General features: G+C 59.0%; 17 protein-coding genes. 7 read left to right on the top strand and 10 right to left on the bottom strand.

The features are described 5' to 3' along the window. Positions 1-45: 45 nt before the first annotated feature. The 6 genes from hemA to FHL07_RS13845 all read left to right on the top strand — a co-directional run bounded on the left by hemA (position 46) and on the right by FHL07_RS13845 (position 5,379). Positions 46-1,329 carry a glutamyl-tRNA reductase gene (gene hemA / locus FHL07_RS13870; RefSeq protein ID WP_095003174.1) on the top strand — a complete coding sequence of 428 codons (1,284 nt, stop codon included), beginning with the start codon at positions 46-48 and terminating at the stop codon, positions 1,327-1,329. 2 nt (positions 1,330-1,331) lie between these two features. Next, on the top strand, positions 1,332-2,414 hold the full coding sequence (gene prfA / locus FHL07_RS13865) for a peptide chain release factor 1 (RefSeq protein WP_095003173.1): 1,083 nt from the start codon (positions 1,332-1,334) through the stop codon (positions 2,412-2,414). Continuing rightward, on the top strand, positions 2,415-3,245 hold the full coding sequence (gene prmC / locus FHL07_RS13860; RefSeq protein WP_095003172.1) for a peptide chain release factor N(5)-glutamine methyltransferase: 831 nt from the start codon (positions 2,415-2,417) through the stop codon (positions 3,243-3,245). It abuts the gene before it with no gap. After that, on the top strand, positions 3,239-3,994 hold the full coding sequence (locus tag FHL07_RS13855) for a molybdopterin-synthase adenylyltransferase MoeB (RefSeq protein ID WP_138738598.1): 756 nt from the start codon (positions 3,239-3,241) through the stop codon (positions 3,992-3,994). The genes prmC and FHL07_RS13855 overlap by 7 nt, the downstream gene beginning before the upstream one ends. Further along, positions 3,987-4,778 carry a glutamate racemase gene (gene murI, locus FHL07_RS13850; RefSeq protein ID WP_095018255.1) on the top strand — a complete coding sequence of 264 codons (792 nt, stop codon included), beginning with the start codon at positions 3,987-3,989 and terminating at the stop codon, positions 4,776-4,778. Before FHL07_RS13855 ends, murI begins: the two co-directional genes overlap by 8 nt. A gap of 82 nt (positions 4,779-4,860) precedes the next feature. Next, positions 4,861-5,379, top strand: coding sequence for an acyloxyacyl hydrolase (locus FHL07_RS13845; protein WP_095001103.1), 519 nt, complete (start codon positions 4,861-4,863; stop codon positions 5,377-5,379). A 10-nt stretch (positions 5,380-5,389) separates the two neighbouring features. Here FHL07_RS13845 and FHL07_RS13840 read toward each other — a convergent pair whose 3' ends face one another. The 10 genes from FHL07_RS13840 to FHL07_RS13795 form a co-directional block, all read right to left on the bottom strand. Continuing rightward, positions 5,390-5,695 (bottom strand): YkgJ family cysteine cluster protein, encoded by a 306-nt coding sequence (locus FHL07_RS13840; RefSeq protein WP_095001104.1) that lies wholly within the window; start codon positions 5,693-5,695, stop codon positions 5,390-5,392. 240 nt (positions 5,696-5,935) lie between these two features. After that, positions 5,936-6,442, bottom strand: coding sequence for a DUF2878 domain-containing protein (locus FHL07_RS13835; protein ID WP_095023085.1), 507 nt, complete (start codon positions 6,440-6,442; stop codon positions 5,936-5,938). After that, the gene (locus FHL07_RS13830; protein WP_095020518.1) at positions 6,435-7,706 is read right to left on the bottom strand and encodes an SAM-dependent methyltransferase; all 1,272 of its coding nucleotides are present in this window, start codon (positions 7,704-7,706) and stop codon (positions 6,435-6,437) included. The genes FHL07_RS13835 and FHL07_RS13830 overlap by 8 nt, the downstream gene beginning before the upstream one ends. Then, positions 7,693-8,493, bottom strand: coding sequence for a DUF1365 domain-containing protein (locus FHL07_RS13825; RefSeq protein ID WP_095020519.1), 801 nt, complete (start codon positions 8,491-8,493; stop codon positions 7,693-7,695). Before FHL07_RS13825 ends, FHL07_RS13830 begins: the two co-directional genes overlap by 14 nt. Beyond that, positions 8,490-9,737 carry an NAD(P)/FAD-dependent oxidoreductase gene (locus tag FHL07_RS13820; RefSeq protein WP_138738597.1) on the bottom strand — a complete coding sequence of 416 codons (1,248 nt, stop codon included), beginning with the start codon at positions 9,735-9,737 and terminating at the stop codon, positions 8,490-8,492. The genes FHL07_RS13825 and FHL07_RS13820 overlap by 4 nt, the downstream gene beginning before the upstream one ends. Next, positions 9,734-10,504: an SDR family NAD(P)-dependent oxidoreductase gene (locus FHL07_RS13815; RefSeq protein ID WP_095018251.1), complete on the bottom strand. Its 771-nt coding sequence runs from the start codon at positions 10,502-10,504 to the stop codon at positions 9,734-9,736. Before FHL07_RS13815 ends, FHL07_RS13820 begins: the two co-directional genes overlap by 4 nt. Continuing rightward, entirely contained in the window at positions 10,497-11,942 is a 1,446-nt protein-coding gene (gene phrB / locus FHL07_RS13810) for a deoxyribodipyrimidine photo-lyase (RefSeq protein WP_095018250.1), read from the bottom strand. Before phrB ends, FHL07_RS13815 begins: the two co-directional genes overlap by 8 nt. 8 nt (positions 11,943-11,950) lie before the next feature. Then, positions 11,951-12,889: a MerR family transcriptional regulator gene (locus FHL07_RS13805; RefSeq protein WP_138738596.1), complete on the bottom strand. Its 939-nt coding sequence runs from the start codon at positions 12,887-12,889 to the stop codon at positions 11,951-11,953. Between the two features lie 2 nt (positions 12,890-12,891). Continuing rightward, complete coding sequence (locus FHL07_RS13800) at positions 12,892-13,860, bottom strand: YbgA family protein (protein ID WP_130871983.1); 969 nt, start codon at positions 13,858-13,860, stop codon at positions 12,892-12,894. 173 nt (positions 13,861-14,033) lie between these two features. Beyond that, a complete protein-coding gene (locus FHL07_RS13795; RefSeq protein WP_095001113.1) occupies positions 14,034-15,020 on the bottom strand; it encodes an NAD(P)/FAD-dependent oxidoreductase in 987 nt (328 codons plus the stop codon). A 192-nt stretch (positions 15,021-15,212) separates the two neighbouring features. Here FHL07_RS13795 and FHL07_RS13790 point away from each other — a divergent pair, with 192 nt between their 5' ends. Next, positions 15,213-16,115 carry a TIGR01777 family oxidoreductase gene (locus FHL07_RS13790; RefSeq protein WP_095001114.1) on the top strand — a complete coding sequence of 301 codons (903 nt, stop codon included), beginning with the start codon at positions 15,213-15,215 and terminating at the stop codon, positions 16,113-16,115. Positions 16,116-16,122: the final 7 nt, after the last annotated feature.

The following is a 16,122-nucleotide window of genomic DNA, read 5'->3' as shown; positions in this document are numbered from 1 at the left end:
GAAGTAGGACAATTGTCGGCTTCTTGTCATCATCAGCGATCTTGAATGGCCTTCCTCGCACTCGGTATTAACCACAAGACTGCTTCAGTAGACGTCCGCGAGCGCGTGGCTTTTACTCCGGAGCAGTTGGTTGAGGCCTTGCAGCAGCTCTGCCGCCTAACCGACAGTCGCGAAGCTGCGATCCTCTCCACCTGCAATCGCAGCGAGCTCTATATAGAGCAGGACCACCTTTCGGCAGACCGTGTGCTGCAATGGCTGGCGGACTATCATGACCTGAGCCTCGATGAACTGCGTGCCTGCGCCTATATCCATGAAGACGACGCAGCCGTTCGTCACATGATGCGCGTGGCTTCAGGCCTGGATTCGCTGGTGTTGGGCGAACCGCAGATTCTCGGCCAGATGAAGTCTGCCTATGCCGTGGCGCGTGAGGCGGGCACGGTCGGGCCGTTGTTGGGGCGCTTGTTCCAGGCCACGTTCAACTCGGCCAAACAGGTGCGCACCGACACCGCCATCGGTGAAAACCCGGTTTCGGTGGCCTTTGCCGCGGTGAGCCTGGCCAAGCAGATCTTCAGCGATCTGCAGCGCAGCCAGGCCTTGCTGATCGGTGCGGGCGAGACGATTACCCTGGTCGCCCGCCACCTGCATGACCTGGGAGTAAAGCGTATCGTGGTGGCCAACCGTACCCTGGAACGCGCCAGTACCCTGGCTGAGCAGTTTGGCGCCCACGCGGTACTGCTGTCGGATATTCCCCAGGAGCTGGTACACAGCGACATCGTGATCAGCTCCACGGCCAGCCAATTGCCGATTTTGGGCAAGGGCGCGGTCGAAAGCGCCCTGAAGCTGCGCAAGCACAAACCGATCTTTATGGTCGATATTGCCGTTCCCCGGGATATCGAGCCTGAAGTCGGTGAGCTGGACGACGTGTACCTCTATACCGTCGATGACTTGCATGAAGTGGTTGCCGAAAACCTCAAGAGCCGTCAGGGCGCGGCCCAGGCGGCAGAAGAGCTGGTGAGCATAGGCGCTGACGATTTTATGGTGCGCCTGCGTGAACTGGCGGCTGTGGATGTGCTCAAGGCCTACCGCCAGCAAAGCGAACGCCTGCGTGACGAAGAGCTGCAAAAGGCCCAGCGCATGCTCGCCAACGGCAGCAATCCGGAAGATGTGCTGGTACAACTGGCGCGCGGGCTGACCAACAAATTGCTTCATGCCCCCAGCGTACAACTGAAAAAACTTTCCGCCGAAGGCCGCCTCGATGCGCTGGCCATGGCCCAAGAACTTTTTGCCCTCGGTGAGGGCTCATCGCATAGCTCTGCGGATAAAAAATAGTAATGAAAGCGTCACTGCTTAATAAACTGGACATCCTCCAGGACCGTTTTGAAGAACTGACCGCATTGCTTGGCGATGGCGAAGTCATTTCCGATCAAACCAAATTCCGCGCCTATTCCAAGGAATACTCGGAAGTTGAACCCATTGTTGCCGCTTACGCGCAGTGGCTCAAAGTGCAGGCCGACCTTGAAGGCGCCCAGGCGTTGCTCAAGGACAACGACCCGGACATGCGCGAAATGGCGGTCGAGGAAGTTCGTGAAGCCAAAGAGCGATTGATCGAACTGGAAAAAGACCTGCAACGCATGCTGCTGCCCAAGGATCCGAATGACGGGCGCAACGTGTTTCTGGAAATTCGCGCCGGCACCGGTGGCGATGAAGCGGCGATTTTTGCCGGTGACCTGTTTCGCATGTACTCGCGCTACGCCGAGCGCCGTGGCTGGCGGGTTGAAATCCTGTCCGAAAGCATCGGCGAGCATGGTGGCTATAAAGAAGTCATTGCCCGTGTCGAAGGTGAGAATGTTTACGCCAAGCTGAAGTTCGAGTCCGGTGTACACCGCGTGCAGCGTGTACCTGCAACCGAATCCCAGGGTCGTATCCATACCTCGGCCTGTACCGTGGCGGTGCTGCCAGAGCCCGATGAGCAGGAAGCCATCGAGATCAACCCGGCCGATTTGCGTGTAGATACCTACCGTTCCTCCGGAGCCGGTGGCCAGCACGTCAACAAGACCGACTCGGCTATCCGCATTACTCACTTGCCCTCGGGCATTGTGGTGGAGTGTCAGGAAGAGCGTTCCCAGCATAAAAACCGGGCGCGGGCGATGTCCTGGCTCTCGGCCAAATTGAATGACCAGCAAACCAGCGCCGCGGCCAATGCCATTGCCAGCGAGCGCAAGTCGCTGGTGGGCTCGGGGGATCGTTCCGAGCGCATCCGCACTTACAATTTCGCGCAGGGGCGAGTGACTGACCATCGTGTCAACCTGACCCTGTATTCCCTGGATGACGTACTGGCTGGCGGCGTTGATGCCGTTATCGAGCCTTTATTGGCGGAGTTTCAGGCTGATCAACTGACAGCCCTGGGTGAATAAATGACTATTATTGCCAGCTTGTTGCGTGCTGCTGAACTGCCTGATTCACCTACGGCCCGTCTTGATGCGGAGCTGCTGCTGGCCGCTGCCCTGGGCAAGTCGCGCAGCTATCTGCACACATGGCCCGAAAAAATCGTCAGCAGCGAAGCCGCCTTGACCTTCGCCGAGTACTTGCTGCGCCGCCGTGCCGGTGAGCCGGTGGCCTATATTCTGGGGCAGCAGGGTTTCTGGAACCTTGATCTGGAAGTGGCGCCGCATACGTTGATCCCGCGCCCGGACACCGAGTTGCTGGTGGAAACCGCGCTGGCCCTGCTGCCCGCAACCCCGGCCAAAGTGCTGGACCTGGGCACTGGCAGCGGTGCAATCGCCCTGGCTTTGGCCAGTGAACGTGCCGCCTGGCACGTCACGGCAGTTGACCGCGTGCTTGAGGCCGTGGCTCTGGCCGAGCGCAATCGCCAGCGTTTGCAGCTCGACAACGTCAATGTGTTTACCAGCCATTGGTTCAGCGCGCTGGACGACCAGCGTTTTGACCTGATTATCAGCAACCCGCCCTATATTGCTGCCGGTGATGTTCACCTGGCGCAAGGCGATGTGCGTTTCGAACCTGAAAGCGCTCTGGTTGCCGGTGCCGATGGCCTGGACGATATCCGCCAGATCATTACCGCTTCTGCGCAGCACTTGAATGCAGGTGGCTGGTTGATGCTGGAGCACGGTTACGATCAGGCTGCAGCTGTGCGCCAACTGTTGCAGGACGCAGGTTTTGCCGAGGTTGAAAGCCGCACGGACCTGGGTGGCCACGAACGCATTACATTGGGCCGCCTGCCGTGCTGACCGACGAGGAGCTGTTGCGCTATAGCCGACAGATCCTGTTGCAACAGGTTGATATCGATGGCCAGCTGAAGCTGAAAAACAGCCGTGTGCTGATTGTCGGGCTGGGTGGGCTGGGCTCGCCCGTCGCGCTGTACCTGGCCGCCGCCGGTGTCGGCGAGCTGCATCTGGCTGACTTTGACAGCGTTGACCTGACCAATCTGCAGCGTCAGATCATTCATGACACTACCAATGTTGGCGAGAGCAAGGTGGACTCGGCGTTGCGCCGACTGCGCCTGATCAATCCGCATCTCAAGCTGGTTGCCCACCGCTCGGCGCTGGATGCCGATTCGCTGGCCGACGCCGTTGCCGCGGTGGATCTGGTGCTCGACTGCTGCGACAACTTTGCCACCCGTGAAGCGGTGAACAAGGCCTGTGTTGCGGCGCGCAAGCCGTTGGTCAGTGGCGCGGCGATTCGCCTTGAGGGGCAGCTGTCGGTGTTTGACTCGCGCCAGAGTGCCAGCCCTTGCTATCACTGCCTGTACGGGCATGGCAGCGAAGAGGAGCTGACCTGCAGCGAAGCCGGCGTCATTGGCCCCCTGGTGGGGGTGATCGGCAGCTTGCAGGCCCTTGAAGCGCTCAAGGTGTTGGCCGGATTTGGTGAGCCACTGGTGGGCCGGCTGTTGCTGGTCGATGCCTCGAGCACGCGTTTTCGCGAATTGCGGGTCAAGCGCGACCCGGCCTGCAGCGTATGCGGTACTGGCCATGAGTGAGGCGCCGATTGGCGTTTTCGACTCCGGCGTCGGTGGCTTGTCGGTACTCAAGGAGATCCACGCGCTATTGCCCAACGAGTCGCTGCTTTATGTGGCGGACTGCGGGCATATCCCCTATGGCGAAAAAAGCCCCGAATTCATTCGTCAGCGCTGCGCGGTAATGGCTGAATTTTTCCAGCAGCAAGGCGCCAAGGCGCTGGTGCTGGCCTGTAATACTGCAACGGTGGCTGCGGTGGCGGATTTGCGTCAGCGTTACCCGACCTGGCCCATGGTCGGTATGGAGCCAGCGGTCAAACCGGCGGCAGCGGCCACCCGCAGTGGTGTGGTAGGCGTACTCGCCACGACTGGCACATTGCAGAGCGCCAAATTTGCCGCCTTGCTCGATCGTTTTGCCAGCGATGTGCGGGTTATCACTCAGCCATGCCCGGGCCTGGTGGAGCTGATCGAAACCGGCGACCTGCACAGCGATACCTTGCGTACTTTGTTGCGCGGTTATGTCGAACCGTTGCTGGCCGCGGGCTGTGACACCATTATTCTTGGCTGTACGCATTACCCCTTCCTCAAGCCTCTGCTAAGCCAGATGCTTCCTGGTTCGATTACCCTGATCGACACCGGTGCCGCCGTGGCGCGCCAGCTCAAGCGATTGTTGGCTGAGCGCGGCTTGCTGGCAGCTGGCCCGCCTGCTGAGACGCAGTTCTGGACCAGCGCTTCTCCTGAACACTTAGGAAATATCCTGCCTGTGTTGTGGAATAAATCTGGCGTTGTGCGAAGCTTCGGTCTGTAAAAAAACAGAACTTATGCTTCATGACACCTGCCTGATGAAGCGCATAACCACTGACATGGGCATATGAAAATAGGATTTTCTTATGAAGCGACTTTTTTGTTTGGCTGCGCTTGCAGCCGCTGCACTGGGGCAAAGTTTTACTGCACAGGCTGCCGGGCTTGAATTTGCGGTGGGGCACACCAGCGAATCGACCATGACCTACCGTCTGGGCTTGAAATCTGATTGGGACAAAAGCTGGCTACAAAGTGATGTGGGGCGTCTGACCGGCTATTGGGATGGGGCTTATACCTACTGGGAAGGTGACAAGTCATCCGCGAGTAATAGCCTGTCGTTCTCGCCCGTGCTGGTGTACGAATTTGCCGGTGGAAGCGTAAAGCCCTATCTCGAAGCCGGGATCGGGGTGGCGTTGTTCTCGCACACTGAAGTGGAGGGCAACCGTCTGGGAACAGCTTTCCAGTTTGAAGACCGTTTGGGGTTTGGCCTGCGCTTTGCCGGTGGTCATGAGGTCGGGATTCGTGCGACCCACTATTCCAATGCCGGGATCTCCAGCACCAATGACGGCGTAGAAAGCTATGCGCTGCACTACACCATGCCGCTGTAGGGGCAGGTATTTAGCGATACGCCGTGGCAATGCCCTGGCGTTCATTGAGGCATTCGACTTCGCCCATTTCGAACTCGCGGCAAATCAGTGGTCGAAGCTCATAGATGGTGCACATCATGGTGTTGCGGTCCAAAGCCGCACACCAACCATCATCCAGGCGCAGCATTACTTCGCCGCCCCAGTCATCCTCTGCAATAAAACGCTCGGGCACACCGGTGTCGGTGATCAGCATCACTTCCAGCTGGCAGCAGCATGCCGCGCACGTTGAACAGGTAACGGCGGGTTCGGTAATTTCGGTCAGGGGGATGTTGGTCATAGGCGTGCAGTGTAAGGCAGTGCTGGCATCAGGTGTAAATGTGCTGATGAACGCAGATGTATAACCCCCCGTAGATACTCTGTTGCCGGTTAACTCTCCCTGTGGGAGCGAGCCTGCTCGCGAACGACTTTCGCGAGCAGGCTCGCTCCCACAGTTAAAATTTCCTTCAGACCTTGCAGCTGCCGCAGCCGTCGTAAAGTCAGCCATTGCGGTTTGCCAGATGAAACTCGCTCTCAGGATTTACACTTGCTGCGCAACCGGACGTAGCCTGTCGGCAATCGCTACAAGGACCGCAAACAACCCAGCCCACAACAGGCTCAACCCGGCCAGCGTCGGCCACAGGCCCAGCGGGAATTGCACCGCACCCAGACGTTGCCCGGCGTAATACGACAGCGGTCCACCGATGGCTCCCAGCAAAACAGCACGCCACCAGGGCTTGGCAGTCCACGCCAGGCAGTGGTTCAAGGTGATGGCCAGCAGGGCCCAAAGCAACATCAGCCAGAACGGAATCACTATGCCGGGCTGCTTGAAGGCGAAAACATCGGCATTGAGCAACAGGCTGTCCACCGTACTGCCGAGCACGCACACGACCACTACCAGGCGCACTTCTGCCAATGAGCGGCTGATAAACAGCAGATGCACCAGCAGGGCGCCCGCGGCCAGCAGCAACCACAGGCTGTTGCCTCCCAATACACAGGCAAACCAGCCGAGCTGGAACAGCCCGGCATTTACCAGGTTTTTAAGCATTGAAGCGACCAAGCAATGGTTCGGGCATGGCCGCCGGCTTGGCCAGCAACAATTGTGCGGTGCCGATGCTGCGCTCGAGAAAGCCGCCCTCGCAGTAGCACAGGTAAAACTCCCACAGGCGCAGAAAGTATTCGTCGTAACCCAGCTCCGTAAGGCGACCGTGGGCGCGGCGAAAGTTCTCATGCCACAGGCGCAGGGTTTTGGCGTAGTGCAGGCCAAAATCCTCCATATGCATCAGATTCATATCGGTGTCCTTGCCGACAATTTCGAGCATTTTTTGCACGCTGGGCAGTGCACCACCGGGAAAGATGTAGCGCTGGATAAAGTCCACGCTACTTTTTGCCTGCTCGTAACGCTGCTCGCGAATGGTGATGGCTTGCAGCAGCATCAGGCCGTGGGGCTTGAGCAAGCGGGCGCATTGCTTGAAGTAACTGGGCAAGAAGTGATGGCCGACTGCTTCGATCATCTCGATCGACACCAGCTTGTCGTATTGCCCGGTCAGGTCGCGGTAATCCTCCAGCAGTAACGTTACTTGCTCTTGTAAGCCCAGCGCCTCGATGCGGGTTTGGGTGTAGTCGAATTGCTCTTTGGACAATGTAGTCGTCGTCACCTTGCAGCCGTAATGTTGCGCTGCATACAGCGCCATGCTGCCCCAGCCGGTACCGATTTCCAGCAAATGGTCTGCGGGCTTGAGGTCGAGCTTCTGGCAGATGCGCTGCAGCTTGTTAAGCTGGGCTTGCTCCAGGGTGTCGTCAGCCGTTAAGAACTGCGCGGCGGAATACATCATGGTCGGGTCGAGGAATTGCTCGAACATGTCATTACCCAGGTCGTAATGCGCAGCAATGTTTTTTTGCGAGCCCTTGCGGGTGTTGCGATTGATCCAGTGCAAGCCGCGTATCAGCGGGCGACCCAGGCGGGCCAGGCCACCTTCCATGGCATCAAGCACGTCCATGTTGCTGACCAGTACGCGGATCACTTTGGTCAGGTCAGGTGAACTCCAGTAGCCATGAATAAAGGCTTCGCCGGCGCCAATCGAGCCGTTGCTGGCGATCATGCCCCAGACACTTGTATCGTGAATCTGCACCTCGCCGACCAGGCCCGCGCCGCTGTCACCGAAGATCAGGCGTTCACCGTTTTCGGTGACCACCAGATGCCCGCTTTTCAATTGACTGAGCTGGCGCAGCACCCCGCGACGCAGTAGTGCGCTGGTCAGGTTATGGGTAGTCGACAGTGAGGTTTTGCTCACCAGGCTAGGGCTCTTCATGGCGTTGATCCTTGGGTTGCAGGGCGGCAATGCGAAAGGCGCCGTCGGCGGCCTGGTGGGAAAAAATCGGTGTGCGTTTAAGAAACAGGCGCAACGCTTGCCAGTAAATGGCCAGGCAGGTTTTGGCGGTCATCCACGGGAACTGCCGCAGATAGCGGTGCAGGCCCGGGCGGTCCAGGGGAGTGCGTTGCAGGTTGAGGGTGGCATCAAACAGTTTCAGATCACCTTGCCAGTCGGCCATATGCACCCCGAGCCGGGCCTGGGGCGGGCTGAAGCTCATGTGGTATTCCAGATCCCGTGGCAGAAAAGGTGATACGTGGAAGGCTTTGGCCACGGCAACGTGGGAAAAACCGTCTCCATTGGCGGGAAGCACATAGTGATAACGTTCGCGCCAAGGCGTATTGGTGACTTCACACAGGAGGGCGGCCAGTTTTCCGTCAGCTTCGTAACAATAGAAGAAGCTCACCGGGTTGAAGGACAGCCCCCAACTGCGGGCTTGTGTGAGCACGCATATCGGGCCTTGCGGCGTATACCCCAAAGCGCTGGAAACTTGCTGGCGTACCGCATCAATCAGGCGCATGCCGGTTGCGGTGAAGGTTTTCAGGTAATCGGTTTCACGAAACGAGAAGGGCGCAAAACGACTTTTGCCTGCCAGTGGTGAAAGCCCCAGTACAGCGTCTTGCTCATCCAGATCCAGATACAACAGGCCGATCTGATAGCGAAAGGCATGGGGCTTTGGAGCAAAGCGCCGATGGCCGATCCAGCCGCTGTACAGGGCGCTGTTCATAATTTCTGACCAAAGGCCTGGGCCACGCGCAAGGCGCTGACCACGCCGTCTTCATGGAAGCCGTTGGCCCAATAAGCGCCACAAAAGTAGCTGTGCTGTGCGCCCAGCAGTTCTTGCCAGCGCGCTTGCGCGGCGACGGCGTCCAGGCTGTATTGCGGGTGGGCATAGGTGTAGCTGGCCAGCACTTTGAGCGGGTCAATTGCTGCGGTTTGGTTGAGACTGACGCAAAAAGTGGTCTCGCTCTGAATCCCTTGCAGGATGTTCATATCGTAGGTTACGGCTGCACGTTTTTGTCCTGCACCGCCCAGGCGATAATTCCAGCTAGCCCAAGCCAGCTTTCGGTCGGGTAGTAATCGGGTATCGGTGTGCAGCACGACCTCGTTGTCGGCGTATGGCATGGCTCCCAGAATCTGTTGTTCGGCAACCGAGGGCTTGGCCAGCAGCTTCAGGGCCTGGTCGCTGTGACAGGCAAAGATCACCTTGTCGAAAGATTCAGTACCACCAACGCTGTGCACCAGAACGCTTTCGGCATTGCGTTCAACCTGGATAACCGGGCAGTTGCGGCGAATCCTGTCGGCAAATCCTGCGCTCAAGGGTTTTAGGTAGCTACTGGAACCGCCTTCAATCACACGCCATTGCGGGCGATTGCTGACGCTGAGCAGGCCGTGATTCTTGAAAAAGCGCACAAAGAACTGCAATGGAAAGGCTTGCATCTCGACCAGGGACATCGACCAGATCGCAGCCCCCATCGGCACGATATAGTGTTCGATAAAGCGCGAGCCATAACCCCGCAGTCGCAAGTAGTCGCCCAACCGGGTGTTGCTGGCAATACGTTGTTCGTCCAGGTCGCGAATGGCCTCGCGATTGAAACGCAAAATATCGCGCAACATGCCCCAGAACCTGGGCGACAACAGGTTGCTGCGCTGGGCGAACAGGCTGTTGAGGGTATTGCCGTTGTATTCGAGGTTGCTGTCGGTGTCGTGGACTGAAAAACTCATTTCAGTGGCTTTGGAGCCAACACCCAATTGCTCCATCAATTTGATGAAATTAGGGTAAGTCCAATCGTTGAACACAATAAAGCCGGTGTCCACGGCATAGGTTTGGCCTTTGACGCTCACATTGACGGTATGGGTGTGCCCGCCGATCCAGTCGCTGGCCTCGAACACGCTGACATCATGTTCTTTATGCAGCAGGTAGCCGCAGGTCAGCCCTGAAATCCCGCTGCCAATGATCGCTATTTTCATGATGGCTTACCGTCGGATGTACGTGCCAGACGCTTGCCTAACGCCACTTGCAGGCGCTTTGGCAGGTTTGCCAGCAGCCGCAAGGAGGCAATGAACAGCGTCGGGAAGGCGATCTCCAGCGGGCGTTTTTCCAGGCGCTGGCAAATATGCCGTGCCGCCTTGTGTGCAGGCCAGCGCATGGGCATCGGGAAGTCATTGTGTTCAGTGAGCGGGGTATCGACAAAGCCGGGGCTGACCAAAGTGACATCGATCTGTTCCTGGGCCAGATCGATGCGCAACGATTCGAGCAAGTAGCGCAGGCCGGCTTTTGACGCACCGTAGGCCCCGGCCCGTGGCAATGGCCATAAGGTGACCGAGCTGACCACTCCCACCAGATGCGGGCGCGAGCCTGCGCGCAGCAGTGGCAGTGCGCTTTCCAGGCAATAGCTGTTGGCCAGCAGGTTGGTGCGCACCACGCGCTCGACCAGTGCGGCGTCGAAGTGGCGGGCATCAACATACTCACAGGTGCCTGCATTGAGGATTACGGTGTCCAGCGCGCCCCAGGCCTGGATGATGCGCTTGCCAATTTCGCGTACCTGCAGGCTGTCGGTCAGGTCGCCGGGCACCAGCAAGACCTGTCCGGGGTAACGGTCGGACAAGGCTTTCAAAGGCGCCAGCGTGCGGGCTGTCAATGCCAGCCGGGCGCCGCTACTGAGCAACTCTTCGGCCATTTGCGCACCAATGCCGCTGCTCGCGCCCGTGAGCCAGATCCGCCGCCGATCAGCCATGGCTGGCCTCCAGCATTTGCCGGGAGGGCAGATTTTTGAACGCGCTCAAGGCGCGGTCGCGGCTTTGGCTCAAGTTGACGATGGGCGCCGGGTAATTGGCCACGCCAAACAACCCGCCCACCGATGCGGGGTTGTGCACCTGTTTTTTGTTCAGCTCGGCCAGTTCGGGCAGCCAGTGCTTGATAAATTTACCCTCGGGGTCGAAGCGTTCGGACTGGGTGATCGGGTTGAAAATACGGAAATACGGCACCGAGTCGGTTCCCGTGGATGAACTCCACTGCCAGCCGCCATTGTTGGCGGCCAGATCACCGTCGATCAGATGCTGCATAAAAAAGCGCTCGCCCTCGCGCCAGTCGATCAGCAGATTTTTGGTCAGGAACATAGCCACTACCATGCGCAGGCGGTTGTGCATCCAACCGGTTTCCAGCAGTTGCCTGATGGCCGCGTCGATAATCGGGAAGCCAGTGCGGCCCTGTTTCCAGGCGGCCAGTTCATCCGGCGCGTGGCGCCAGGGCAGGTATTCGGTTTCCGGACGAAAGGCGCGGTGACGTGAGACCCTTGGGTAGCCCACCAGAATATGTTTGTAGAACTCGCGCCACAGCAGCTCGGTGATCCAGGTAAATACCCCCGGGCTGCCGCTTTCAAACTCGCCGTTGTTGCTTTGCAATGCGGCGTGCAGGCATTGGCGGGGTGAGATCACGCCTGCCGCGAGGTAGGCCGACAGCTGGCTGGTACCGGGTTTGGCGGGCAGGTCGCGTTCGTCCTGATAGTAGTGGATCTGCTCATCGGCAAACTGTGCCAGGCGTTGGCGAGCCTGATCCTCGCCTGCTGGCCACAATGCGCGCAGCGAATCGCTGGGTACGGCGAAACCGCTGACAGACTTGGGTATGACGTCGCTCTGGATATTCAGCGGTGATTGTTTTTCAGGCCTGGCAACCAGCTTGGGCAAGGCCATGTGCAGGCGGTTGTAGCAGATGCGGCGAAACTGGCTGAAGACCTGAAAGTACGAGCCCGACTGCGTGAGGATGCTGCCCGGCTGGAACAACAGTTGGTCGAGGTAACCGTGAAACTCGATGCCCTGAGCTTCAAGGGCCCGGGCAACTGCCTGGTCGCGGCGGGTTTCATGGATGCCATATTCCTGGTTGGTGTGTACCGCCTCAACTCCGTGCTGCTGGCACAGCTCAAGGAGCACCGCAGGCGCCTGGTCCCAGCTGGGCGCAGTACGAATAAGCAAAGGAATATTGAGCTGTTGCAGGCTGTTGCTCAGCGTGCGCAGATTGCGCAGCCAGAAGTCTACCTTGCTTGGCGCATCGTCATGGGCCAGCCATTGCTCGGGGCTGATCAGGTATACGGCCAGGGTGGGGCCGCGTTTGGCAGCGGCGCTCAGGGCGGTGTTGTCGTCGTGGCGCAAGTCGGTGCGCAGCCAGATCAGTTGCATATCATTTCCTAGCGATAAAGGCCGAGTTGGCTGAGGCGTTGATGGGCCTCTACCGGGTTGTGGGCCAGATACAATCCTGCGATCTCGGTTGTACTTACGGACAACTGGTCGAAGTGGATGCATACCGTCGGTCCGGCGATCAGGATCGGGCAGTCGATACCCTGCAGCAGTCGGGGCAGTTGATGGGTATTGAGGGTTTTGCTGGAGTACAGCACCACGGCGCGGGGCTTCAAATGCTCGACAGCCAGGCCCAGTTCGCCGCCGGGCACAGGTGCGTCGAAGACTTCGATCGGGCAGTGGCTGCTGCTGACCAGCAAGGCGGTCAGCCACAGTTGCGGCTCGAAGGGCAGGTCGGAATGATTGATCAGCAGTACCGGCGCGCCCTTGAGCGAACGGTTGTTGTGATAAATCCGTGCCCCCAGCTTGCTGCGCAGCCAGGAGTGGAAAAACACCCGCTCCAATTGCGCACCGAACTGCCCTTGCCAGCGTTGTTCCAGCTCGCTCAAAAGAGGCAGCAGCAGTTGTTCACAGAGCGGGCGGGCGGGGTAGAGCGACATTGCCTGGTTAAAGCAGTCGTCGAGGCGGCGTTCGGCCAGCTCACTGATGGCTTCAATCATGGTTTGCCGCCACGCCTGCCAGTCGCTGTCAGGTGCCGGGGCGAGAGTCGGCGGCGCGTTGAGTAGCGGCTTGATCTGGCTGACCGACACGCCACGGTTGAGCCACAACAAAATCTGCTGGATGCGCTGGATATGCTCGCTCGAGAACAGGCGATGGCCCTTGGCCGTGCGGTGCGGCACGATCAAGCCGTAGCGGCGTTCCCAGGCACGCAGGGTCACGGCATTCACACCGGTGATGCGCGACACTTCGCGGATGGGCAACCAGCCTTCGGCCAGTGCCTGGCTGTAGTCCGTACCAGGGGTGTTGGACATGATCAGGTCATCATTCATGGTCAGATGGCATTACGCAGGCTGAGGTCTTCCGGGTGCGGCTGCAGGTAAACCTGGCGCGAGATGTACGGGTGGGGGTGCAGGCGAAAGTGATGCTTGAGCAGGGTCAGCGGGACCACCAGTGGCACGATGCCGTGCAGGTACTGGCCAATCAGTTGCTGGACTTCCTGCTTGTCTTCGGCGCTGATGGCTTGCTTGAGGTAGCCGCTGATATGTTGCAGCACATTGGTGTGGGTGCGGCGGGTGGCGCATTTTTTCAGGGCTTTCATCAGTTCGCTGAAGTACTGCGGTGCAATGCCCATAGGGTCTTGCTTGCCAAGGCTGCCGAGCAGGTTGCCGAGGGTTTTGTACTGCACCGGATGATGGGCCATCAGCAGATATTTGTAGCGGGCATGAAACTCGGTCAGTGAGCGGCGGGTAACGCCCTGTTTGAGCAGTGCCTGCCAGGCGCTGTAGGCGTACACCCGGGTCATGAAGTTTTCCCGCAGCACCGGGTCGTTCAAACGGCCGTCTTCTTCCACGGGTAAATCGGGTTGAGCGTCACAGAATGCCCGGGCGTAGATGCCGCGCCCGCTCAGTTCGGCAGGGCGTCCGCCGTCCTGATACACCTTGACCCGCTCCAGGCCACAGGACGGTGACTTCTGCATGAAGATGTAGCCGCAGATATCGGTGTGCGCCGCGGCCATTTCCACGCCGTAGTCGTGCAGGGGCCGGGTCACGTCCAGCGTGCTGTCGACCGTGCCGACAGCCTGGGGTTGTAAGGGGTTGCCCACCAATCGCACCGGCTGGCGCGGAATACCCAGACCGATGGCGACCTCGGGGCAAAGCGGGACAAATTCGAAGTGTTGGGTCAGGGCCTGGCTGCACAGGCGTGACTCTTTATGCCCGCCGTTGAACCGCACTTCAGCCCCCAACAAGCAGGCGCTGATGGCTATTTTGGGTTTGTGCCGGGCAGATGTGGGGCTGGGCATGTGACGAACCTCCAAGAATTACTTGTACATCTTTTTGGTGATGTACAACTTGAGTTCATCATATGCCAGATGTTGTACAAGTCAAATTTCTTGTACAGGTATTTTGGAGGGTTGTTAATCCCGCGTAGCAGCTGCTCGTTCCTGCGGCAGCTGCTGCGGCACGTGTTGTGGCTTCAATCCAGATGCTCGATCAGCCGTCGCGCTGCTTCCTGGCCGCTGAGCCAGGCGCCTTCCACGCGACCTGACAAGCACCAGTCACCACAGGCATACAGGCCCAGATCGGAGTCGGCCAGCGCGCCCCATTCATGCGCCGCAGCAGGGCGGGCGTAGAGCCAGCGGTGGGCCAGGCTGAAAATCGGTGCGGGAGTAGGGAAGTGCATCAACTCGGCAAATGCGCCGTGCAGATGTTCGATCACTGACTCTTTGGGCAGGTCGAGGTTCTGTTTGCTCCAGGCACTGGTGGCGTGCAGGACCCAGGTGTCAGGCTGGCTGTCGCGCCCGGGTTTGCTGCGGTTACGGGCCAGCCAGTCCAGCGGGCTGCCTTGCACGAAGCAGCCTTCCATGGGCGTGTCGAGGGGGGATTCGAACGCCAGTGCCACGGCCCAGGCCGGTTCCATTTTCACACCGGCAGCAGCGCTTGCGAGCTTGGGTGCGCTGGCCAACAGGGACGTGGCTTGTGGTGCGGGAGTGGCGATGATGACGTGGCTGAACGGGCCGTGTTCCTCACCTTCGGCATCCAGCAAGTGCCAGCGTTTTTCGCCGCGTATAAGGTCGGTGATCTGGCAGGAGAAACTCACGGGCAAATGGCCCAGCAGGCCTCGGGTAATGGCGCTCATTCGCGGCGTGCCCACCCAGCGGGTTTGCTCGTCGGGTGAGGGGCTTAACAGGCCATTTTTATAGTGGTACAGGTGCGGTTCCCACTCGGCGGCCCAGCCTTCGGCTTGCCATTGCTGGACTTCATCGACAAAACGGCGGTCGCGTGCGGTGAAATACTGAGCCCCCAGGTCCAGTACCCCGACATCACTGCGCTTGCTCGACATGCGTCCACCGCTGCCCCGGCTTTTATCGAACAGTTGAATTGCGTGCCCCGCCTTGTGCAGGGCATTTGCGGCTGACAGCCCGGCTATGCCGGCACCGATAATTGCGATGGGTACAGTCATTGTGGCCCCCGATCTCTGTTTGCACAGACTACGCCGTCGGCAATACCTGTACAATTATGTTTTTTAGTATAGGTTTTAGTGTTTGTTCCAGATCCATGTGGCCTATTCTTAAATCAGCTCAACGACCGATAAAAGGTCTTTATATAAAAATAGACCAGTGCTCCCGATAAAACTCCTTGTGAGGATCAACTCATGCACATTTTGCTGACCGGCGGTACAGGCTTGATAGGGCGTCAGCTCTGTCGTCACTGGCTGGCGCAAGGCCATCGCCTCAGTGTGTGGAGCCGTCGCCCCGAACAGGTGGCTCAATTATGCGGTGCCCAGGTCAAAGGGATTGCCCTGCTTGAAGAGCTTGGTGAGGAGCCGATTGATGCGGTGATCAACCTGGCCGGCGCGCCGATTGCCGATCGGCCCTGGACCCGCAAGCGCAAGGCTTTGTTGTGGAGCAGCCGCATCACCTTGACCGAGACCCTTGTGGGTTGGTTGCAAAGTCGTGCGCAAAAGCCTTCAGTGCTGGTATCGGGTTCGGCGGTGGGCTGGTATGGCGACGGTGGTGAGCGCGAGCTGACAGAAGAGTCGCCGACGGTGAGTGAGGATTTCGCCAGCCACTTGTGTATTGCCTGGGAAGAGACCGCTCAGCGGGCACAGGTTTTGGGGGTGCGCGTGGTCCTGGTGCGCACGGGGCTGGTGCTGGCGGCCGAAGGCGGCTTTTTGTCGCGCCTGTTGTTGCCGTTCAAGCTGGCGCTGGGCGGGCCGATAGGCAATGGTCGGCAATGGATGCCGTGGATTCATATCAATGACCAAATCGCCCTGATTGATTTTCTTGTGCATGAGAATGCCGCAAGCGGTCCTTATAATGCCTGCGCGCCGCATCCTGTACGCAATGGCGAATTTGCTCAGGTGCTGGGTCGCGTGTTGCACCGCCCGGCCTTTATGCCCATGCCTGCCTTTGTGTTACGTGTGCTGCTCGGCGAGATGGCCGGTTTGTTGCTGGGTGGTCAGCGGGCTCAACCGGCAAAACTGCTGGCAGCGGGTTTTACTTTTCAGTTCACCGATTTGCGTGCGGCGCTCGAAGATGTCGCCGCCCGCCCCTGAAATAGGA

Source organism: Pseudomonas sp. FSL W7-0098 (assembly GCF_005930585.1).
GTDB lineage: Bacteria > Pseudomonadota > Gammaproteobacteria > Pseudomonadales > Pseudomonadaceae > Aquipseudomonas > Aquipseudomonas bubulae.
The sequence above is the reverse complement of the archived record's forward strand: the minus strand, read 5'-3'. Positions and strand labels throughout refer to the sequence as shown.